This window comes from Croceicoccus bisphenolivorans (assembly GCF_001634625.1).
Taxonomy (GTDB): Bacteria; Pseudomonadota; Alphaproteobacteria; order Sphingomonadales; family Sphingomonadaceae; genus Croceicoccus; species Croceicoccus bisphenolivorans.
This window is the reverse complement of the sequence record NZ_LRSE01000005.1, coordinates 211,896-232,983: the sequence shown is the minus strand read 5'-3', so window position 1 is coordinate 232,983 and position 21,088 is coordinate 211,896. Positions and strand designations below refer to the sequence as shown.

At 61.8% G+C, this 21,088-nt stretch carries 18 protein-coding genes; 13 read left to right on the top strand and 5 right to left on the bottom strand.

Going from position 1 to position 21,088, the window contains the following annotated elements:
- Positions 1–198 precede the first annotated feature (198 nt).
- The 3 genes from A7A77_RS07520 (at position 199) to fahA (ending at position 4,126) form a co-directional block, all read left to right on the top strand.
- The gene (locus A7A77_RS07520; RefSeq protein WP_066555881.1) at positions 199–1,413 is read left to right on the top strand and encodes an MFS transporter; all 1,215 of its coding nucleotides are present in this window, start codon (positions 199–201) and stop codon (positions 1,411–1,413) included.
- Between the two features lie 110 nt (positions 1,414–1,523).
- Positions 1,524–2,834, top strand: a complete 1,311-nt coding sequence (gene hmgA, locus A7A77_RS07515) for a homogentisate 1,2-dioxygenase (RefSeq protein ID WP_066556079.1) — start codon at positions 1,524–1,526, stop codon at positions 2,832–2,834.
- A complete protein-coding gene (fahA, locus tag A7A77_RS07510) occupies positions 2,831–4,126 on the top strand; it encodes a fumarylacetoacetase (protein ID WP_066555879.1) in 1,296 nt (431 codons plus the stop codon). The genes hmgA and fahA overlap by 4 nt, the downstream gene beginning before the upstream one ends.
- Before the next feature lie 3 nt (positions 4,127–4,129).
- On the opposite strand, the gene A7A77_RS07505 is transcribed toward fahA, so the two are convergent.
- From A7A77_RS07505 to A7A77_RS07495, 3 genes are all read right to left on the bottom strand, one after another.
- Positions 4,130–4,765, bottom strand: coding sequence for a TetR/AcrR family transcriptional regulator (locus A7A77_RS07505; protein ID WP_066555877.1), 636 nt, complete (start codon positions 4,763–4,765; stop codon positions 4,130–4,132).
- 87 nt (positions 4,766–4,852) lie between these two features.
- A complete protein-coding gene (locus A7A77_RS07500; RefSeq protein ID WP_066555874.1) occupies positions 4,853–5,767 on the bottom strand; it encodes an SDR family oxidoreductase in 915 nt (304 codons plus the stop codon).
- A gap of 72 nt (positions 5,768–5,839) precedes the next feature.
- Positions 5,840–8,233: a TonB-dependent receptor gene (locus A7A77_RS07495; RefSeq protein WP_082835979.1), complete on the bottom strand. Its 2,394-nt coding sequence runs from the start codon at positions 8,231–8,233 to the stop codon at positions 5,840–5,842.
- Positions 8,234–8,589: 356 nt separating this feature from the next.
- Between A7A77_RS07495 and A7A77_RS07485 the strand changes: the two genes are divergently transcribed.
- From A7A77_RS07485 to A7A77_RS07445, 9 genes are all read left to right on the top strand, one after another.
- Positions 8,590–9,075, top strand: a complete 486-nt coding sequence (locus tag A7A77_RS07485) for a hypothetical protein (protein ID WP_066555871.1) — start codon at positions 8,590–8,592, stop codon at positions 9,073–9,075.
- Between the two features lie 35 nt (positions 9,076–9,110).
- Positions 9,111–9,911, top strand: coding sequence for an SDR family NAD(P)-dependent oxidoreductase (locus tag A7A77_RS07480; protein WP_066555870.1), 801 nt, complete (start codon positions 9,111–9,113; stop codon positions 9,909–9,911).
- Positions 9,912–10,001: 90 nt separating this feature from the next.
- The gene (locus A7A77_RS07475) at positions 10,002–11,288 is read left to right on the top strand and encodes an NADH:flavin oxidoreductase (RefSeq protein ID WP_066555869.1); all 1,287 of its coding nucleotides are present in this window, start codon (positions 10,002–10,004) and stop codon (positions 11,286–11,288) included.
- Between the two features lie 47 nt (positions 11,289–11,335).
- Positions 11,336–12,472, top strand: coding sequence for an aromatic ring-hydroxylating oxygenase subunit alpha (locus A7A77_RS07470; protein WP_066555867.1), 1,137 nt, complete (start codon positions 11,336–11,338; stop codon positions 12,470–12,472).
- A 20-nt stretch (positions 12,473–12,492) separates the two neighbouring features.
- Positions 12,493–13,866, top strand: a complete 1,374-nt coding sequence (locus tag A7A77_RS07465) for an aminomethyltransferase family protein (protein WP_066555865.1) — start codon at positions 12,493–12,495, stop codon at positions 13,864–13,866.
- Positions 13,863–14,714, top strand: coding sequence for a formyltetrahydrofolate deformylase (gene purU / locus A7A77_RS07460; protein ID WP_066555863.1), 852 nt, complete (start codon positions 13,863–13,865; stop codon positions 14,712–14,714). Before A7A77_RS07465 ends, purU begins: the two co-directional genes overlap by 4 nt.
- Positions 14,715–14,717: 3 nt before the next feature.
- The gene (locus A7A77_RS07455) at positions 14,718–15,959 is read left to right on the top strand and encodes a cytochrome P450 (protein ID WP_245638421.1); all 1,242 of its coding nucleotides are present in this window, start codon (positions 14,718–14,720) and stop codon (positions 15,957–15,959) included.
- A complete protein-coding gene (locus tag A7A77_RS07450; protein ID WP_066555862.1) occupies positions 15,956–17,026 on the top strand; it encodes an aromatic ring-hydroxylating oxygenase subunit alpha in 1,071 nt (356 codons plus the stop codon). The genes A7A77_RS07455 and A7A77_RS07450 overlap by 4 nt, the downstream gene beginning before the upstream one ends.
- Before the next feature lie 209 nt (positions 17,027–17,235).
- Positions 17,236–18,249 (top strand): fumarylacetoacetate hydrolase family protein, encoded by a 1,014-nt coding sequence (locus A7A77_RS07445; protein WP_066555859.1) that lies wholly within the window; start codon positions 17,236–17,238, stop codon positions 18,247–18,249.
- 49 nt (positions 18,250–18,298) lie between these two features.
- Here A7A77_RS07445 and A7A77_RS07440 read toward each other — a convergent pair whose 3' ends face one another.
- Positions 18,299–18,865: a TetR family transcriptional regulator gene (locus A7A77_RS07440; RefSeq protein ID WP_172799861.1), complete on the bottom strand. Its 567-nt coding sequence runs from the start codon at positions 18,863–18,865 to the stop codon at positions 18,299–18,301.
- Positions 18,866–18,931: 66 nt separating this feature from the next.
- Between A7A77_RS07440 and A7A77_RS07435 the strand changes: the two genes are divergently transcribed.
- A complete protein-coding gene (locus A7A77_RS07435; protein ID WP_066555855.1) occupies positions 18,932–19,978 on the top strand; it encodes an aromatic ring-hydroxylating dioxygenase subunit alpha in 1,047 nt (348 codons plus the stop codon).
- Positions 19,979–19,993: 15 nt separating this feature from the next.
- On the opposite strand, the gene A7A77_RS07430 is transcribed toward A7A77_RS07435, so the two are convergent.
- Positions 19,994–20,929 carry a LysR family transcriptional regulator gene (locus A7A77_RS07430; RefSeq protein ID WP_066555853.1) on the bottom strand — a complete coding sequence of 312 codons (936 nt, stop codon included), beginning with the start codon at positions 20,927–20,929 and terminating at the stop codon, positions 19,994–19,996.
- Positions 20,930–21,088 lie beyond the last annotated feature (159 nt).

Genomic DNA, 21,088 nt, shown 5'->3' with positions numbered 1-21,088 from the left:
AGCCCAACCGGGCACGGATCTCACATTGCGGGTGCAGATTCGCGCTATTTACAGATATTAGAGCGTATTGCCCGTCGCTATGTGCTGGAACGACCCTTGCGTCTTGTTACGAAACTAAACGTAGCCTAATAATGCTGTAACGGCGAACGATGCCCGGGCTTGGCAATCGATTCGGCAAATGTGAGGGGATGACATTCAGTGACAGGTGCCACACGGGAATTCCGCCGCGAGTTCGGCGCAGGCTGGCGTTTCCTGCTGGGCGCGTTTGTCGGCATCGGCGGCGGCTTCGCCTCCCTATATTTCTATTCGGCCGGCCTGTTCATCAAGCCACTCTCGGCTCAATTCGGATGGTCGCGACAGGAAGCCTCGCTGGTCGCGATCGCCTTCATGATCGGCAATGTTTTCGCGCTCCCGTTTACCGGCAGATTGGTCGACCGGTTCGGTGAAGCGAAAGTCGCTCTCTTGTCCAGCTTCGGTCTTGCAGCGACGTTCGCCATGCTGGGCCTGTTCACCAGCAACCTGGTGACGTTCCTCAGTTTCACCCTGTTGCTGACTCTCGTATCGGCGGGCACGAATTCGGTAAGTTACAACCGCGTGGTCGTGCGCCATTTCGTGGCCAACCGCGGCCTGGCCCTCGGCCTCGCCCTTATGGGAACAGGCGTCGGCGCTATCATCCTGCCGCCGGTGTTGGGGCCCTATATCGCGACGCACGGCTGGAGAGCGGCCTACCTGGCTCTCGCCGTAGCGACACTTGTGTTAAGCGGCATCGCATGGCTCCTGCTGCGAGAAACACCTGACAGACGCGGCGTACACATCGCCCGGGAACCGCTGCCTTTCGCCGAAATCTTGCGCAACCGGTCTTTCTACTCTGTCAGTGCGCTCATCTTCCTGTCGTCGACCGCAGTGCTGGGCACGACGCTGCACCTGGTACCGATGTTGACCGACCGCGGCGTCAGCGCGGTAGAAGCCGGCGCGATCGCTTCAGTGCTCGGCATGTCCGTCATCGGGGGACGGCTCGTTGCGGGCGTTCTGCTGGATCGGTGGGACGCAGGATGGGTCACTTTCCTGCTTCTCACTTTTGCAGCGTTTGGCGCATTGATGCTGCGTATCGACAGTCCGGGCCTTGCCATTGCCGGCGCGGCCCTGATCGGCTTCGGTGTCGGGACCGAAACCGATCTGCTCGCATACCTTTTGGGCCGACGCTTCCCGATCAAGGGCTTCAGTAGCGTTTATGGTTCCATCTTCGCGGTTCACGCTTTCGGCGCCGGGATCGGCGGGATGGCTGCCGGCGCGCTGTTCGACGCAACCGGAAGTTACGAAACGTGGCTAATTGTCGCAGCGGGCGGCCTGTTCGGCGCTGCCCTGATCGCTTTTATGACGGAGCGCGGCGCAGTTCCGGTACAGGTGGGTTAATCATAACGACACCAGAGGATGGACATTTCGATCCGTCACGTTTACTAATTAACAACTCAATGGACCGGGCATTCATGCGCGCCGAACGAGCGCGCGACGAGGGATTTGTGATGACCATTCAGGACAAGATGCAGCATTCGGCGATCGTCGAAGGATATATGAGCGGTTTCGGCAACGAGTTCGCAACCGAAGCCGTGCCGGGCGCCCTGCCGATCGGCCAGAACTCGCCCCAACGCGTCCCGCTCGGCCTCTATGCCGAACAATTCTCCGGCACGGCATTCACCATGCCCCGCACCGAGGTTCGGCGGACCTGGTTCTACCGCATCCGTCCATCCGCCGCACAGTCGGCATTCGTTCCGTTGGCCCATGCGGGCGTCGATGCGGGCTACGCGAAGGCATCGCCCAATCGCATGCGCTGGGACCCGATGCCGCTGGTGCCGGGAAGCGACTTCATAGATGGCCTCGTCCCGATCGCCCGCACGGTCGACGCGCCCGATTGCGGCATTTCCGCGTGGCGCTATGCCGCCGATCGGGCGATGCAGCGATCCTTCTACAGTGCGGATGGTGAAATGCTGTTCGTGCCGCACGAAGGGCTCTCCCGGTTCCGCACCGAATGCGGCACGCTGGAAGTCTCTCCGGGTGAAATCTGTGTCATTCCGCGCGGCATGAAATTCGCGATAGACCCGGTCGCCGGCCCTGTTCGCGGCTACATCTGCGAAAACCACGGCGCCGATCTGCGCCTGCCCGATCTGGGCCCGATCGGATCGAACTGCCTTGCCAACCCGCGCGATTTCCTGACGCCCGTCGCCGCTTATGACGAGACGACCGGCGATCACGAACTGGTGGCCAAGTTCCAGGGCGCGCTTTGGACGACGACGCTGGATCACTCACCGCTGGATGTGGTGGCGTGGCATGGCAACAACGTGCCCTATAAGTACGACCTGTTCCGCTTCAACGCGGTCGGTACGGTCAGTTACGACCATCCTGATCCCTCGATCTACACGGTCCTGACCTCGCCCTCGCCGATTCGGGGGCAGGCCAACATCGATTTCGTAATCTTCCCGCCACGCTGGATGGTCGCGGAAAACACCTTCAGGCCGCCGTGGTATCACCGCAACCTGATGAACGAGCTGATGGGACTGGTGACGGGCGTCTATGACGCCAAGGCCGAAGGGTTCACGCCGGGCGGCGTTTCCCTGCATCCGCGGATGAGCGCGCACGGCCCCGACAAGGACACCACCCGCCGCGCGGAAGAAGCCGCGCTCGCGCCGCACAAGCAGGAAGGCACGATGGCCTTCATGTTCGAGACCCACGCCAACTTCGCCGCCAGCCTGGCGCCAGCCTGTGCCGCCACCCTGCAGCCGGACTATGACGATTGCTGGGCCGGTATTGAAGGGCGTTTCCGGGGGAGTGCGCGATGATCGATCACACGCACGATGCCGCGGTCTCCAGCTGGGTGGCGGGGGCTGATGATCATGCCGATTTCCCCGTGCAGAACCTTCCGCTGGGCGTGTTCTCGACGTCGGGATCGGCCCCGCGCATCGGCACGGCCATCGGCGATCATGTGCTCGACCTGAGCGGAGTTGCCGAGCTCCTTCGCGGCAAGGCGGCTGCAGCGGTTGCGGCGATCGAAGGCGCGCAGACGTTGAACGCCCTGTTTGCGCTCGAACACGTCGCTCGCCGGGATTTGCGTCGCGCCGTGTTCGCACTGCTGACGAACGAGGTGCATGCAGCCCACTGTCAGGCTGCATTGGTCCCCGCCGCACAGTGCACGATGCACTTGCCGTTGGCCGTGCGCGACTACACCGATTTCTATGCCGGGATACACCACGCCCGCAACGTCGGGTCGCTGCTGCGCCCCGATAATCCGCTGCTTCCCAACTATCGTTACATTCCCGTCGGCTATCACGGTCGTGCTTCATCTATCCGGGTTTCGGGCGGCGAAGTGCGTCGTCCATCGGGCCAGTTGCGCGCGCCCGATTCCGAAGTTCCGGTCGTCGGCCAGAGCCGCCGGCTCGACTATGAGGTCGAACTCGGCTTCTGGATCGGAGGACGCTCGGATCTGGGCGAGCCGGTGCCCATCGATCGGGCCGGTTCGCGGATTGCGGGGCTTTGCCTGCTCAACGACTGGTCGGCACGGGATATCCAGGCATGGGAATATCAACCGCTCGGCCCGTTCCTTGCCAAGAACTTCGGCACCACCGTTTCCCCGTGGGTGGTGACGGCCGAAGCGCTCGCCCCGTTCCGTGTGGCGCAGCCGGAACGGCCGGATGGCGATCCGGCACCCCTGCCCTATCTTGACGACGAACGCGACCAGCAAGAGGGAGCGCTTGCCGTGCGGATCGACGTCAGTCTGCGAACGCAAAGTATGCGCAATGCCGTCATGGAGCCGATGCGACTGGGACGGACCGCTGCGACGAACCTGTACTGGACGCCTGCCCAGATGGTGGCCCATCACACAGTCAACGGCTGCGATCTTGCCGCAGGCGACCTGCTGGGTTCGGGCACGATATCGGGTGCGGAGAGCGACGCCTACGGCAGTTTGATGGAAATGAGCCGGGGCGGGACTCAGTCGATTACCCTGCCCAGCGGCGAAACGCGCACGTTTCTGGAAGATGGCGACGAAGTCGTGCTATCCGGCACGGCAACGAAGGAAGGTTTCCGTTCGATCGGGCTTGGCGAATGCCGGGCGACCATCGCGCCCGCGCGATAACCGTCAGGCGACAGTGACGACCTTGTCGTTTTCGTTCAGAGTGATGCCGATCAGGCTCATCACCGATCTCGGATATTCGAGGATAAATTCATCGTCGAGCGGGGCATGGCCCCACAGAAGGCGCATGTAGATCGGCGCGTAGAACATATCCATCAGCTGTTCGCTGCCGAGCCCTTCCGGCAGCGAATGCACTGCCTTCAGGTTTTCGATCACCTCGCGCACCACGGCGCGGCGACCATAGTGGAAGCGTTGGCGGAATTCCCGCATGATTTCCGGATCGGACTGCCCCTCCGCCAGGATTTGCGCGACGATCCGCCCCGCGAACCCGCGATACTGGTCCGCCATCGCGCGCCAGTGGCGGATCAGCGCCTCTGCCGGATGGATGTCATAGGGCATCGGTGTCTTGACGAGATGGTTCTCGATGAAGGCATCGATGGCAACCGCCGTCTTGGAGCTCCACCAGCGATAGATGGTGGCCTTGCTGACCCCCGCCTCGCGAGCGATCGCTTCTACGGTGATCGATTGCAGGGATTCGTTCTGGAGCAGAGCGATCGTTGCGGAAAGGATCGATCGACGCGTCGACTCGCTACGCGGTCGCCCGCCTCCCTTGGCTTTCCGTTCGGTCTCTTTGCCCTCCATCTCACCTCCCCTACGGAGTGCCTGTGCACCGGTCAACCATCTCGACCGGCGAAACGCACCATCCGTTTCGCCGGACATCCCAGGCCATCACCCGAGGTGATTGTCGAGCAGTACCGACAGCGTCTGCGTCGCATCCATTCGCGGCAATTCGCGCGCGAGGAAATCCTCCAGCAACTCGAGCGGATGCCCCGCGAGTTCCTCGGACGTCGGAGTGACGAGGTCCCCGTCGCCAAGACTGGTGGCACGGTCGAAGCTGACCAGCGTTTCGGCATGGCTGCGTGGCAGGCCCGCGCCCACCAGATGCTCCAGAAACTCGTCAGGCGAAAGATCGACGTAGGGAATGTCGCGATCCAGCACTTCACTCGCGATCCGGGCGATATCCGGGTAAGAATAGGTTCGCGGACCCGTTATATCGAGCACCATGTTCTTTAACCGGTCTGCCGCCAGCATCGCGCCGGCATCGGCATCGGCACAGTCTTTGCGGCTCAGGAATGCATTGCGGCCGTCCTTCGCCGCGCCATGCCAGATGCCCGCCTGGATCGGCCCTGCCAGCATCAGCAGCACGTTTTCCGAATAGAGGAAGTTGCGAAGGATGGTATAAGTCATCCCACTGGCGATGATCTTGCGTTCCATCGCCGCATGTTCGGGCGCAACAGCCGACACCGAAGTGTCGGGGAACGAGTGCGAGGTATAGAACAGTTGCTGCACGCCCGCCGCCTTTGCGGCAGCCAGCGCCGCACCATGCTGGTCTACGCGCGCACCGACCGACTGTGTGCTGATCAGCAGCAGATGGGTCGCGCCGGAGAACGCCTCCACCAGACCTTCGGCATCGTTGAAATCGGCCTTGCGCACTTCAACGCCAGCCGCGGCCAGGTCGGCGAGGGAATCGGGTGAGCGCGTCGTTGCGATCACGCGTTTCGCGCCCCGCCGCAACAGCGATTGCACGATCGCCCTGCCAAGGTTTCCGGACGCGCCGGTCACGAGATAAGTGGGTTCGGTCATGGGGCGGTGTCTCCGTTGGATCAGAAGTGCCGACCTGACGACGGCAAATCCGTCGTCAGGTCGGGTCGACTATCAGAACTTGTAGCCAGCGCGTACGCCGTAAGTCCGCGGTGCCTGGAGGCGGACGAACAGCTGTCCCCCGGCAAAGTTGTGCGGCTGGGAGAACCCGACCGTCGCATTGTCCTCGATATTGTCGACGAAGCCGGCAATGTTGAAACGTCTGTCAGCTGTGGTGAAGCCGACTTGCGCTCCGGACGTGAAGAAGCCCGACTGGTACTGCGAGGGCAAGAGCTCGATGCCCGTATAGCTGCCGCTTTCATACCGCGTATTCAGGCTGACCGTGATGTCGCCGGTCTCGCCCAGCGGGATGCGCTGGTCAATGCCGCCCTGCAGCGTCCACTCCGGCGCCTTGGCCGGGCGGCTGCCGGTGCAATCGACATAGAACGGCGCGCCTCCCGGGCCGCCGAAGCCGCTCGGACAGCCCGTGTTCGGCGGCGTCGCGCTGCCGTACAGGAAATCGGTGTTGCGCGCATCGAGATACTGGACCGTGCCGTTCACTTCGGTGTTCGACATCACCTGCGCCCGCATTTCGAGTTCCACGCCGCGGAAGCGCGATTTGCCGATATTCTCGGTCGCGAACACCGGGGCCCCGAACACGGTGATGAAGTGACTGACCTGCTGGTCCTTGTACTCCCACCAGAACGCCTCGAGGTTCAGCTGCAGGCGATTGTCAAGGAAGCGGTTCTTCGAACCCAGAGTATAGGCAATGATCGTTTCCGGCTGGAACGAGTTGTTGGCCTGATCCGGCGTATTGAAGAACCCGCCCGCCTTGTATCCGGTTTCCACCGAGGCATAGAGCAGCGAGCGCGGCGCGACGTCGTATTCGACCGCGGCCCGCCACGTCAGCTTCTTGAACGTTTCCTTGCCCCTGTTCGGATTGGTCGTGATGTCCAGGAAAGAACCGTTAACCCCCTCGTACGCCAGCGGATCGCTGACTTCGAAGGACACGGGCAAAGTCGGCGTTCCCACGCAGGTCGTGGCCGGGCCGCCCTCGTAATTGTCGAAGAAACCGGGGCAATAGACGTTCTCGACGACGTTGAGGTCGTTCGTCGATTTCTTGTCGATCGTGTACCGCAATCCGCCGCTGATCCGCAGTTCGGGCGTGATGCTATAGGTCAGGCGCGAATAGGCGGCATAGCTGTCCACCTTGGGCGCGATAACCGCATGGAACGAGGTATATTCGAAATTGAAGTTATTCAGCGAATTCACCCGTTCGTTGAAGTAGAACAGACCGAAGATGTATTGCAGCTGGTTCTCGCTGGGCGAAACTAGGCGCAATTCAGCCGAAGTCTGCTTGTCCTTCTCGTTCGACAGGATGATCGGACTGATCGGCGACAGGTAATCGAGGGTCGCCTCGCGGTATGAAGGTATGAACGAGACCGTGCCGAGCGAAGTTTCAAGGTCTGCCTGAAGGCGGACACCCCAGAACTCGTTATCCTGATAGGAATCGACCCCTTCGATCTCGTTGAAGGGCTGCAGGATTGCGCCGGGAAGCGCCGCGAAGCCCGCAGCATTGAACGGATAAGGCGCAGGGCTGATGACCCGTTCGTAAACGTCTGCTCCGGCACGATCGTCCAGAACGCCGATGCGATCGTTGTAATCCAGCCCTTCGGCAGTCGAACCCGGACCCTTGCCACCCTGATGAGCGTAGTCGAAACTGGCCGACACCGTGAAAGTATCAGACACGTCACTTGCCACCGAAACGCGGAACGCGCCCAGATCCTCATCGCCGGTACCGTCGGAGTAATATCCATCACGGTTGGAGTAGAGACCCGCAATGCGGACGGCGGTATTCTCAGATACAGGCAGGTTGAGCGCGCCGTCGAGCTTCACCGCATTGTAATTGCCATACGAGGCAGTGATCGAACCCGATGTCTGGCCGATCTTCGGCTGTGCAGTGATCACGTTCACCGCGCCGCCGGTCGCGTTACGCCCGTACAGGGTGCCCTGCGGCCCCTTCAGCACTTCGACGCGTTCCAGATCGAAGAACATCCCCTGCACGCCCGTGGGGCGAGCGAGCGGCACACCGTCGATATTCACGACGACGGCAGGGTCGCTCGATGCATTGAGCACGAGGTTCCCCACGCCGCGAACGTAGAAGTTGGCAGCAGGGCCATAGACGGAATCGATGTGCAGGGCCGGCGCAAGATTGGTCAGTTGCTGCGCGTCGGTCACGCCCGCGCGGGCAAGGTCATCGCTTGATACGGCGGTGATCGCGACAGCCGCCTTCTGGGAACTTTCGGCACGTTTCTGGGCGGTAACGATGATTTCGGTCAGGCCGCCGGCATTGAATTGCCCCTCATCGTCAGCGGATTGAGCCTGGGCTGGCATGGCGGCGACCATCGCCACCGAAGCCAAAGCCGTGGAGCACTTCAAGACAAATCGATCGTTGAATAGCGAGTTCATGCCTATCCTCCTCTTGCTGCGCACCCGATCGACACCATGCGTCTCAACGGGCACTTTTTATTTTCAGCAAATATACGACACGTCACGTTTCGCTGTCAATTCGCATAACGATACGAGTTGGAGGACGAAAATATAAATCACTGATTATACGTCATTTATATAGTGTTTTTGTGCAGATGCGTAAAAACTACCTTCCATGAAACAGCGGCTTTCGAACGATAATGGCAAACCTATCTTGCGATTTTCGATCCTTCGCGTACATTAATGACACTTCCTGCACGCCAAACAGAGTCGGTGCGGTTCCGTTTGAACCGGCACGGCCACCTGCAGGAGAGGCGGGAAAGGGGAAAAAGAGTATGCAATCTCAGGAAGCGCGTCGATACATCTGGACCGAGACGGCATTCAGCACGATCGGCTCGACAGTTGTGGGAACGGTGGTTTTCATGTTCGTTTTCGGCCTGTTCGAACCCGTGCCGACACGCGGCGTTGGCGCCTATGCGTTCGATTTCCTGCCCCAGGGATTCATGACCGCGCTTATCTGCGCTGTGGCCGGCGGCGGCATGACAAGGGCACGCATTCGCAAGGGCGCCATCGCGCCGGTTGCCGGACCTCCGCCGCGCATATCGTCCATCTGGGGCCGGGGCATAGTCTACGGCCTCGCCGCGCTGGTGCTGGGATCGTTACCGGTCATAGCCCTGATCCTGGCATCGGGCATGAGCATGATTGACTGGTCGCTCGCCGTGACAGGCAAGATCGTGTTCGGCGCGGCCGTTGCCATGATCGTCACACCGCTTGCGCTGCGCGACACACTTCGCGAATCCGCTGTGCAGTCCGTCGACTGACGCCAAGCCAATTTATCCAATAGGGACAAATTCATATGACCGATGCAACTAGCCTGGTAGACAAGGTGGCCATCATCACAGGTGGTGCCGGTGGAATCGGCAGCGAGACCGCGCGACTGATGGCGCGCCGGGGTGCCAAGGTGGCCGTAGCCGACATCAACCTCGCCGGGGCGCAGGAAGTCGCGGCGGATATCGGCGAACAGGCCATCGCGGTCGAACTGGACCTGGGGAGCGAAGCCTCCATCCGCGCGGCCGTGGCCAAAGTCGTCGAAGCCTTCGGCAAGATCAACATCCTGCACAACAATGCAGCGCTGGCCGGTCCGACGCTCGCGCTCGACGGCAGCATCGGCGACATGCCGACCGAAGTCTGGGATCAGATCTTCGCCGTCAATTGCCGCGGCACCATGTTGATGACCCGCGAATGCCTGCCGCATTTGATCGAGACGCAGGGTTCGATCGTGAATACCGTTTCGGGACTGGGCCTGCAGGGACACGTAAGGCAGGCTGCATACAGCGCGACGAAGGCGGCCATCATGCAGATGACGCGATCGACCGCGACGGCCTATGGCCCCAAGGGCGTGCGCTGCAATGCGGTCGCACCCGGCCTGATCCTGACGCCCACCACGGCCAAGGATTTCCCCGACCACTGGCGGCGCAATGTCGAGGCAGAAACGCCGCGAGGCATCGTCGGCGCGCCCGAGGATATCGCCGAACCGGTCGCCTTTCTGGCGTCGGACGCAGCACGCAATATCACCGGCCAGACGCTGGCATCCGACGGTGGTGTCTCGATCCACGTCCCCGGATTCTCGGCATATGCCAAGGCGGCCTGGGATTAAGCCGTTCGATCGGCAAACCAGCTTGACTTTCGATACGACTAGTTCACTAATTACGGCCCGCGCCACCAGATGCGCCGGAGAGGAACCGTCATGGCAGACCAACAACACAACATCCTGAGCACGCCTTTCGTCCTGAACGGACGGACGCTGGCCAACAGGATGGTCATGGGGCCGATGGCCGCCAACTCCCCGCGTGAAGACGGCGGACCCAGCGAGCAGACTACCGCCTTTTTCGAGGCGCGGGCGAAGGGCGGGATCGGCATGATCATCGTCGGCGGCATGGTCGGAACGGATCGCGGCGCGGCCGAATGCCCGGTTGCAAGCGTCCTGCAAATGCAGGATCCCAAGCACGTTGCCGATTTCCGCCGCATGACCGATGCGGTGCACCGCTACGATGTGCCGATCGTGGCAGAGATCATGCCGGGGTTCGGCGTGATGGGCGTACCTGCCGCTGATCGCCCGAACATCTCCGCCAGTGCGCGCAGTGTCACGATTCCGGAAAAGGAATTCCCGCGCGGCTTCATCGTTCCCGGCGGGCGCACGACCCCGATGGCAGTCGAAGCCTCGATCGAACAGATCAAGGCTTACGAAAACGAACTGATCGAAACGGCGGTCCTGACGGTCGAATCCGGCTTCGACGGGGTCGAAGTTGCCGCACACATGAGCTATTTCCTTTCGTCGTTCCTGTCCCCCCGCACCAACTGGCGCACGGACGAATATGGCGGCAGCGCCGAAAACCGTGCGCGCATGCTGGTCAATATCGTGTCGGGCATCCGTGCCCGCGTTCCTTCCGATTACATCGTCGGCCTGCGCATCACGGCCAACGACTACATGCCTGACGGGCAGGGCGCTCGTGGCTTCGCCGAAATCGCCAAGCTGGTCGAGGCGGCGGGCCTCGATTACGTCGCGCTTTCCTGCGGCTGCTACGAAACGATGAAAGCCAGTGCGCCTTCCGTCGACGGCGATCTGGTCGACAGCGGCGACGCGCGTATTTTCAAGGACCTGCTTTCGGTGCCCGTACTGATCCAGGGCATCCACGATCCCGAACGTGCCGGAAAAGCAGTTGCCGAAGGGCATGGTGATCTCGTCATGCTGGCCCGCCCGATGCTGGCCGACCCGGACTATGCCCGCAAGGTCAGTGAAAACCGGCCGCAGGACATAACCAGGTGCGTCCGCGACAACCTGTGCATGCGACGCATGGTGTTCGGCATGCCGGTCCGCTGCGAAGTAAACCCCGAAATGGGGCGTGAAAGCCGCAAGGGGCTGCCGCCGGTGAACCGGATGCTCAAGGCGCCGATCGAAAAGGCCGTTCTCGGGCTTACCGGATCGCCGGGCTTCATGGGTCTCGTCGGCAAGGTGATGCCCAAGTCCGACTGAGCCATCGCTTTTCCCATCGGGAGCATTACGACCAAGAGGAGCGGAGGATGAACGAGGCAAAGGAACTTGCGAAGGCCGATGCCGGGTTCGCAAAGCCACGCCTGCCGATCGGACCGGCCACATCAGACGCCAAGGCAGACGCGGCGATGGGGCCGATGATATTCTCGGCATGGTACGTCATCGCGAAAAGCACCGACGTAGGCGATACCTTGACCCCCATTCGGGTTCTGGGTGAACCGCTGGTTCATTTCCGCAAGGCCGACGGCACGCCTGTCGTCCTCGACGATCGCTGCGCCCACCGCCGGTATCCGCTGTCGCGCGGCAAGCGTGTCGGCGATACCATCGAATGCGGCTATCACGGCTTTACCTATGAAAGCAGCGGCAAGTGCATCTGGGCACCGGGTGCCCGTGCCGATGCAAACCTGAATTTCGGCGTCCGGGCCTATCCCTGCGCGGAACGGGGGCCATGGCTCTGGGTGTGGATGGGGCCACCGGAACAGGCCGACCCGCAACAGATTCCGATGCCGGACATGCTCGACCGCCCGGATGACACGGTCTGCGGCTATAAACTCAATCCCTGCAACTACCTGATGCTGATCGAGAACCTGCTCGATCTCAGCCATCTGCATTTCGTCCACGATGCTGCGGACCGCGACAGCGTATCCGTCGTCCCGGAAGATGCGCCTGCGCCACCGGATGGCGTGGCATGGCGCAAGGTCGTTGAAGAAGCCGAGGTGCTGCTTGCCGCGCATTTCGCAGGAGGCGACCCGAAACGCCGCGTACGGCAGGAAGACGGCACAACACAGTTCGGACCTTCCCTCTGCTTCGGCTATCAGCGCCGGGACCCTTTGCCGGATGACGACACGCCGGTCGTGCCCGCGCTCATCCAGATTGCCCACGCCGTAACCCCGCTGGACGAGCGGCAGACCCACCAGTTCTTCATGACGGTGATCAGCGACCCGCTCGTCGTCGAACCCGCTCAGATGCTGCACGTGTTGCAGGAAATCGTCTTCGAGCAGGATGTCGAAGTCGTCGCCGAGGTTCAGGCCAATGTCGATGCAGACCGCAGACAGGGCCGCACCGAAGTGAACATGCCTTACGACCGGTTCGGCCTGCGCATGAGGCGCATCCTTGCCGACATGAAAGCGCGCGAAATCGACTACGCCGCTTCTTCTCACGCCTGAAGCAGAAGGCCGAAATCCACATGTACAAGTTCGACATTGACAGCTTCCGCCGCGACTTCCTGACGCAGCACGACCAGCCGGATCTGCCGTTCGGGCAGGAACGTCCGCCAGTATTCACTTCTGCCGCCGCCGCGCAGGACAAGGTGAACGCCAGCCGTATCTGGCGGCGCTGGGGCGATACCTTCATCGCATGGCAATATGGCGAGTGGGTGGACGAAGCCTCCGCCGTGCATCGCACCGCGTTCCTCGGCGACTGGAGCGCGATTTCCAAAGTGATCGTGCGCGGCAAGGATGCGACCCGCTTCCTGATGCACATCGGCGTGGCCGATCTCACCCGCTTTCCCGTTGGCCGATTGCGCCATTTCGTGATGACCGACGCAAACGGCAAAGTCGCAACCGAAGGCGTGCTGGGCCGCATCGCGGAGGACGAATACTACTATACCGCCGGCGGCGGTGAATGGATCGTCTATCAGGCAACGCAGGGCGACTGGGACGTCAGCGCGCAGCTCGTCACGCCCGACTGGTTCATCTACGAACTGCAGGGTCCGGGATCGCTCGACATCCTGGAACGCGCGATGGGCACCCGCCTGCGCGAGCTGGAATTCAACCACTGGTGCGCCGGGCGGATCGCAGGCGCGGACGTCCGCATCCTGCGCACCGGGATCAGCGGCGAACTGGGCTACGAAATCCATGGCTCCACCCTTAACGGGGCGGACGTGTGGGAAACGATACTCGAAGCCGGACTGCCCGCCGGTATGGAGCCGCTGGGCATGCGCTGCCAGGTCCTTTCGCATATCGAGGCGGGCATCGCGACGGCGGGTTTCGACTATATGCCGGCATCGATCGGCGGACCGGGCGGCTCGAACATCTCGGTTTCCGGCGGCGGGCAGCGAATTCTGGGCACTTATCGCTTCAACGGGGTGGAGGACCTGTTCCGCTCTCCGTTCGAACTCAACTGGTGTTCGCCCAAGGTCGTCGCACGCTGCGACTTCATCGGGGCAGAAGCGCTGCGGGCCGAACTCGACGCTGGCGGCCCGGCGCGGCGGCTGGTCGGGCTGGTCTGGGATACCCGCGATGTCATGGACGTATATGCCTCCCTGTTCGAAGACGGCGAGATCGCACCGCAAATGGACATGCCGCGGCGCTATGCGGCCGAATATCTGGCCGTTCATGCCGATGGCGCTCTGGCCGGTTGCGCAACGTCGCGGGTCTATAGTCCGAAATTGCGCCGGATGATTTCGCTCGCCGCGATCGATCGCGAGGTGGCAGCGCCCGGGGCGGATGTCGAAGTCCTGTGGGGCACTTCGCCCGAAAACCAGCGGATCGTGCGCGCGAGCATCATCGACCTGCCGTTCAAGCCTGACAATCGCCGCACGGATGTCAAAGCGCTATGAAAACCGTCTATGTCCTCTCGCTATCGTGCGACGACCGTCCCGGCCTTGTAGCCGGGGTCTCGACCGGTCTGTTCGAGGCTGGATGCAACATTCTCGAGGCGCAGCAGTTCGACGATGCGTCAACCGGCCGGTTCTTCATGCGGATCGCGTTCGAGGCCGAAGTTGCGCGAGACGAACTGGAAGAAGTTCTGAAATCGCTGGCGGCGCGGGATGGCTGGGAATGGGAACTGCGCGCGCGGGACGAGCGGCGCAAGGTGCTCATCCTCGTATCGAAGTTCGATCACTGCCTTGGCGACCTGCTCTATCGCACGCGGATCGGCGAACTGGCGATGGATATTGTCGGCATCGTCTGCAACCATCCGCTCGAAGCCCTGCAGATCAGGGATTTCGGCGCCATTCCCTTCCATCACCTGCCGGTCACGAAAGAAACGAAAGCGCATCAGGAAGCGCGCATCAAGGCGATCGTGGACGAGACCGGCGCGGAACTGGTCATTCTCGCCCGTTACATGCAGATCCTTTCCGACGATCTTGCACAGTGGCTGTCGGGCCGGTGCATCAACATCCACCACAGTTTCCTGCCAAGCTTCAAGGGTGCACGCCCTTATCATCAGGCCCATGCCCGCGGCGTGAAGGTGATCGGGGCAACGGCGCACTACGTGACCGCCGATCTGGATGAAGGGCCGATCATCGCCCAGAATGTGGAGCACGTCAGCCATGCCGACACGCCCGAAGATCTCGTTCGCAAGGGCCGCGACATCGAACGGCGCGTCCTTGCCAAGGCTGTCAGCAGCCACCTTCAGCAACGCGTGCTGCTCAATGGAGCGACGACAGTCGTTTTCGGAGACTGACCGGTGACCCAATCCATTGCCCCGACCACGACCCCGCCCCCGCCCCCGCCCCCGCCCCCGCCCGGTATACCGGTTCTGGATATCGACCCGTTCGACTATCCATTCTTCGACGATCCTTACCCCCGGATGGAGGAGATGCGCGATGCCGGCCCCGTAGTCTGGCTGTCGCGCTATGGCTGCATGGCGCTGGCCCGTCATGCCGAGGTATACGAAGTCCTGCGCGACTGGGAACGGTTCACCTCCGCACGCGGCGTCGGCCTTGTCGACTATGCCAAGGATGCGCGTTTCCGGCCCAAGAGCCTGATCCTCGAAATCGATCCGCCGATCCATACCCGCACACGTTCGGCCATGATGAAGGTGCTCTCACCGCGCGTTATGCGCCAGTTGCGCGAAAACTTCGCGGTGCAGGCGGAGCTGTTGGTCGATCGCCTGCTCGAAATGGGCAGCTTCGATGGCGTTACCGACCTTGCAGAGCAGTTCCCGCTTACCGTGTTTCCAGATGCACTGGGCATGAAGCGCGAGGGGCGCGACAACCTGCTGCCGGTGGGCGCGCTGGTGTTCAACTCCTACGGCCCCGAGAACGAGATCTTCCTCGCCTCCAAGCCGCTCGCGGAAAAAGGGTTCGCGTGGCTTGAGATGCAGTGCAAGCGCGAGAACCTGTCGGACGACGGGTTCGGCAAGGCGATGTTCGACCTTGTCGACCAGGGCCATCTGGAGGAGCGCGAGGGCGAAGTCATGGTTCGCGCGATGCTGATGGCGGGCGTCGATACAACGGTGAACGGTATCGGCGGGGCGATCTATGCATTGTGCAGCAATCCCGACCAATACGCCCTGCTCCACGCCGACCCCGCACTTGCGCGTGGCGCGTTCGAAGAGACGGTGCGCTGGATGTCACCGGCTCAGTCCTTCTTCCGCACGGCTTCCGCCGATACGGAAATTGCCGGGGTTCCGGTTGCCGAGGGGACCAAGCTGTTCACACTGATGGCGTCGGCCAACCGCGACCCGCGCCGCTGGGACGATCCCGACCGCTACGACATCCGCCGCGACAGCGTCGGGCATCTCGGGTTCGGCTCCGGCATCCACATGTGCGTCGGCCAGAACCTTGCCCGGCTTGAGGGGGAACTGGTGCTGGCGGCCCTGGCACGCAGGGTGAAGGCGATGGAACTGACCGCAGCGCCGACGCTGCGCTACAACAATACCTTGCGAGGATATGCCGCGATGCCAATGCGGATCGTGGCGAGTTGAACGAGGCTGCATCGATACTGGCGGACCGGGACACGCCCCTGATCCGCAACTGCTGGTATGTCATGAGTTTTGCCGCAGAGGCGGATCGCCAGTTGCGTTCACGCAAGATCGCCGGAATCGCGGTCGTCTACTTTCGCCGCCTGGACGGTTCGATCGCCGTCCTGCGCGACCGGTGCCCTCACCGATCGTTTCCCTTGAGCAAAGGTGTGCTGGACGGTGACCGGCTGACCTGCCTCTATCACGGACTGACGTTCGATCCCGATGGCCTGTGCGTGGCCAAACCCACCAACCCCGACAATGCTGCCGAAATTCGCGCCGGCAGGTTTCCCGTCGTGGAACGGCAGGGCGTGATCTGGATCTGGCCCGGCGATCCAGCGCTTGCCGACGAAGCCGAAATCCCGGACCTGCCGTGGCTGGACCAACCGGGCTGGGACCACGTCAGCGGCTATCTCAATTTTCCGGCCAACTATGTGGCACTGCATGAAAACCTGATGGACCTTTCGCATTTCGCGTTCCTCCATGCAGGCAACATCGGCACGCCGGAATATGCCGAAGCGCCGTTCCGCGTGCGGGTCGAGGGCGAGCGCATCAACCTGCGCCGTGTGCTGGAGGACAGCCCCCTGCCATCGCTGCTGTCGGTCCCGACCGCACTGGGCAGCAAGCGCGTCACGCGCGAGACGGACACCTGGTGGATGTCTCCGGCCTTGAACCTGACCCATTCCAATGTCCACGACAATGCACCGGCGGCAGACCATCCTGGGGTTTATGCCTTCAAGGTCATCCATTTCATCACACCCGAAACACAATACACCACACATAATTTCTGGGCAGTGGCGCGCGATTTCCGACTTGGCGATCCCGCAATTCCGGCCCACACACATGCCTCGTTCAAGGTCGCCTTCGAAGAAGACCGCGAGGCGCTGGACTGGATCGAACAACGTCAACGCGACGAAGGTCTGGAATTTGGCGAAGTACATTTGTCGTCGGACAAGGGCGGCATCCTGATGCGTCGCCGGATGAAGAAGCTGGCCTTGGCCGAAAGCGACAGCCTGTCACCAACCGGTTGAAGACTTTGCGGGCACTGCGTTCAGAAATATGACGCAATCCTGTCAAAACCTGAGCACTGCCTTCCGTCCATGCCAGAGATGGTTCGTTCACGCTGCAGTTTCACGCAGCAGATCATGGCAATATTATTGAACGTTGCGGTTGCAAATCCCCTTGCATCCTAGTAACGAAACGCTGCGTATCTCTATTAACGCTGGGAAAGGAACTCCTCATGAAATTTGGACGCATTTTGCGTGACGGTCCGGATGGCAAAATCGCACGGCTTGTCGTCGTCGAGCCGGAAAAGGGCCGGGTGATCGACCTCGCCCGCGCGGCTGCGCTGCACTACGTCGCGACGCGCAATGCGACGACCGACGCGGCTCGCACTTTCGCCAATGCCGCCTATCCCGGCAGCATGGCGCTGGCACTGTCGATGGGCAATTACCTCACCGACCATGCACCCGCCATCGTCGCCTCCACCGGTGACGATGCCTCGCTCGACATGAACGAGGTCGAATGGCTGCCGGCATCCGATCCGCCGGTCCTGCGCGACGGCCTGAACTTCATGGGCCATATCACGGGCTGGAGCGCCAAGATGGGCCGCACCGTTCCCGATGCGATGGAACGCGTGGTTCCCTACTGCCAGAACTCGCCTGCAATGGTGATCGGCAACAACGCCACGGTTCCCTGGCCCGGCTATATCAACCACATGGACTACGAGCTGGAACTTGGCTGGGTCATCGGCCGCAAGGTCAAGAACCTGACCCCTGAAAACGCTCTCGATGCAGTGTTCGGCGTCACCATGTACAACGACTTCAGCGGCCGCGACCTGCAGCAGGATGAAGTTGCCATCGGCATGGGCGGAACCAAGGCGAAGAACTTCGCCCACGGCATCGGCCCGTGGATCACGACGATGGACGAGTTCAAGGACCCCTACTCGATCGAGATGGAAGTCCGCCTGAATGGCGAAACCAAGGGCAAGGGCGTGAGCTCGGACGTCCTCTGGCGGGTCGAGGAAGTGCTTTCGTTCGTGTCGCAGGGCGAATACCTGCAGCCCGGCGAAGTGATCGGTTCGGGTACGCTGGAAAAGGGTTCAGCCCTCGAACACGGCATCAAGCTGCAGCCCGGCGACGTCGTCGAACTGGAAGCCAAGAACATCGGCATCCTGCGCAACGTGCTGGGCGAGCCGGAACAGGGCATGTGGTGGCCGACCGCCCAGCCCGGCAAGCTGGTTCCGACGTCCTGATCGAATATCGCTGCGCCGCCCTTTCCAGGGCGGCGCAGCCCCTTTTTGACTATAATCCCAATTGCGCCGTCATACCGATGGCGATGGCGCGAAGCCCTGATTCGAAATCGGCTTCAACGTCCAGGTTCTGACCCATGAACCGCGCCATCTCCGGCTGCTGTTCGTAGTGGACCCAGCCCAGCACATAGGAATTCAGCACCGCGGCAAGGTAGGTCACCTGCCGGCGGTCCAGCCCTTCGATCCGATTCAGCATCTCGGCAAACTGCGCGTCCATCGTCGGGTTGATCGTCGCCTCGGCGAACAGCCGGACCGAATCGCGGATCGCGTGCAGCATCTGGCGGAACGCGATGCCGCGCGCCAGAATCCAGTCCCCCGTCTCGCCCCGTGTCATCGGAACCGGCGTAACGGGCACCCGATCCTGCAATTCCGCCACCATCGCTTCCAGCAGCGCTGCGCGATCGGCGAAGTGCCAGTACAGGGCCGGCGCCTGCACGCCCAGCCTCGCCGCCAGTTTGCGCAAGGTCAGGGCCTCGTATCCAAGCTCGTCCATCAGCGTGATCGCATTTTCGACGATTTTGGCTCTTTCAAGCTTCGGACGGCCTTTTGCCGTTTGCATCGACATCACCTTTGACACACCTATTTAACACCGTTAAGTTAGCGACAAGAATTTGGGAGAGCTACAATGCATTATGTGCGAAACGCGTGGTACGTTGCGGCATGGACCGCGGATCTTGACGGGGCGAAGCCCACCGGCCTGCGAATACTTGGTGAACGGATCGTCCTGTTCCGTACGGAAAGCGGCAAGCTTGTCGCCCTTGAGGATCGTTGTGTGCATCGCTTGGCCCCCCTGTCGCTGGGCCGCTGCGAAGGCGAGCGGCTGCGCTGCATGTATCATGGCATCCTGTTCGATAGTGACGGCGCCGTCACGGAAATTCCGGGGCAGGATATCGTACCGCGCGATGCGAAAGTGCGCGCCTATCCGGTGGTCGACCGCCACGGCTGGGCCTGGGTGTGGATGGGCGATCCGGAACTGGCCGACGATTCGGCAATCCCCGCCACGATCGGCACCGATCATCCCGACTATCTAATGGGTCACGGTTTCCTCGATTACGATTGTGCTGCCCAGCTGATCAGCGAAAACCTGCTCGATTTCAGCCATATCGGCTATGTCCACGCCGACAGCTTCCCGCAAGGGGACCAGATGGCCAAGACCCATGCCGACATCCGGCCGATCGACCGTGGCATCCGCTATCGGCGGTGGGTGGAGAATCTGGCGTCCGATGCCGCGGGTTTCCCGGCCGCGCCGCTCGACCACTACATGGAATACGACTACGTGGTGCCCGGCATCCTGATGATGCACATCGCCGGGTTCCCGCTGGGTACGGCGAAGAAGCTGGAATTCGGTGAGCCGGACCTTTCCGACGCGGTTCGCGATCTGACATTCACCGGACAGGCGGTAACCCCGATCGACGAGCGCACTACCCGCTATTTCTTCTGCTATGGCATGCATCGCGCCCATGGCAACGAAGAGATGATCGAACCGATGATGCAGCTGGTGCAAAAGGCCTTCGCCGAAGACAAGGTCATGATCGAGGCGCAGCAGAAGGTGATCGACGAAACGCCCGAACCGCGGATGATCCCCACGTCCCACGACCGCAGCATCACGATCTACAACCGCATGCTGGACAAGATGATCCGCGAGGAGACCGAGCGTCAGGCCGTGGCCTGAACGGCTGGCAAGTGTTCAGTTATACAGCTGGGGAATGCCGTGCTGCGGCTCGCATCGCCGGTGCGGGATAAGCTCGATCAGCTTGCTTGCCGCATAGGGCATTACCCCGCTGTTACGGGAATAGATGAAGAACTTGCGCTGGCTGGTCAGGGCGGCGTTGGGCAGTGTCGCGATCAGATTGTAGCGTAGCGGAAGCTCGATAAGCGAACACGGCAGCCATCCTATAAGATCGGAGTCGAGAACACTCGATATGCACAATTCCGGCGACATGGTCTCTACCGACACCACCGGTTGCGGCAACATCGCCTGATGGAATGCGGAATTGAACAAGTGACGCGGCGAACTCTTTTCCGGTGCCAGTGCCCAACGCTCACGCGAAAGCTCGTCTAGAGTCACCTCGTTACGTGCGTCCAGACGGTGACCAGCGCGACAGAACGGGCGGAAAGCGTCGACGAATTCGCACTCCCCGATCATCCGCAATTCGCAATTGCGGGGCCAGATGCTGCCAACCGCCACGTCGATTTCGCGATGGAGCAGCGCTGAATTCAACATATCGTCGCTGCCTTCCATGATCTCGATCCGGATGTTCGGCCCGATTTCCAGCAGCTGCGATGCCACGCCGGCCAACACCTTTCGTGCGAACGCTCCCGTGGCGCCGATCCGCACGATGCCGCGCTTCAGGCCCCGAACTTCGTCGATCGCCTGACTGGCCTGTTCTGCGTCGAACAGCAGGCCCCTGGCATAGGGTATCAGCGCCTCGCCGGCGGGGGTCGGGTAAGTGCCACGGCTGTTGCGTTCGAAAACCTTGACGTTGAGCCGGCCTTCCATCCGGGCGAGGATACGGCTGATGGCAGGCTGTGTCAGATGGACAACGTCGGATGCGGCCCCGATGCTGCCGCAATCGACGACGGCCATGAAAACCTGCAATTCCTTCAGGCTCAGCTTCTGCATACCGGTCCTTCCCGTCGGCCGCCGTTGGCTGGTGGCCGCGCACGCGCGATCACCGCGTCAGGTCCTGCATCTCCCTTGCATTGTATCTGTCACAACCGGCCCGGTTGGCAACGACATATCCCTCATGTTTTCCGGTGCAGCTGCCAGCCATGGCCGGTT

Bases quoted from the DNA above. Each gene is read 5' to 3' on its own strand.
- A7A77_RS07445 (WP_066555859.1), top strand. From the start codon at position 17,236: ATGAAATTTGGACGCATTTTGCGTGACGGTCCGGATGGCAAAATCGCA.
- A7A77_RS07485 (WP_066555871.1), top strand. From the start codon at position 8,590: ATGCAATCTCAGGAAGCGCGTCGATACATCTGGACCGAGACGGCATTC.
- fahA (WP_066555879.1), top strand. From the start codon at position 2,831: ATGATCGATCACACGCACGATGCCGCGGTCTCCAGCTGGGTGGCGGGG.
- A7A77_RS07500 (WP_066555874.1), bottom strand. From the start codon at position 5,767: ATGACCGAACCCACTTATCTCGTGACCGGCGCGTCCGGAAACCTTGGC.
- A7A77_RS07470 (WP_066555867.1), top strand. From the start codon at position 11,336: ATGAACGAGGCAAAGGAACTTGCGAAGGCCGATGCCGGGTTCGCAAAG.
- A7A77_RS07435 (WP_066555855.1), top strand. From the start codon at position 18,932: ATGCATTATGTGCGAAACGCGTGGTACGTTGCGGCATGGACCGCGGAT.
- A7A77_RS07430 (WP_066555853.1), bottom strand. From the start codon at position 20,929: ATGCAGAAGCTGAGCCTGAAGGAATTGCAGGTTTTCATGGCCGTCGTC.
- A7A77_RS07480 (WP_066555870.1), top strand. From the start codon at position 9,111: ATGACCGATGCAACTAGCCTGGTAGACAAGGTGGCCATCATCACAGGT.
- A7A77_RS07440 (WP_172799861.1), bottom strand. From the start codon at position 18,865: ATGCAAACGGCAAAAGGCCGTCCGAAGCTTGAAAGAGCCAAAATCGTC.
- A7A77_RS07465 (WP_066555865.1), top strand. From the start codon at position 12,493: ATGTACAAGTTCGACATTGACAGCTTCCGCCGCGACTTCCTGACGCAG.
- A7A77_RS07495 (WP_082835979.1), bottom strand. From the start codon at position 8,233: ATGAACTCGCTATTCAACGATCGATTTGTCTTGAAGTGCTCCACGGCT.
- A7A77_RS07505 (WP_066555877.1), bottom strand. From the start codon at position 4,765: ATGGAGGGCAAAGAGACCGAACGGAAAGCCAAGGGAGGCGGGCGACCG.
- A7A77_RS07475 (WP_066555869.1), top strand. From the start codon at position 10,002: ATGGCAGACCAACAACACAACATCCTGAGCACGCCTTTCGTCCTGAAC.
- hmgA (WP_066556079.1), top strand. From the start codon at position 1,524: ATGACCATTCAGGACAAGATGCAGCATTCGGCGATCGTCGAAGGATAT.
- purU (WP_066555863.1), top strand. From the start codon at position 13,863: ATGAAAACCGTCTATGTCCTCTCGCTATCGTGCGACGACCGTCCCGGC.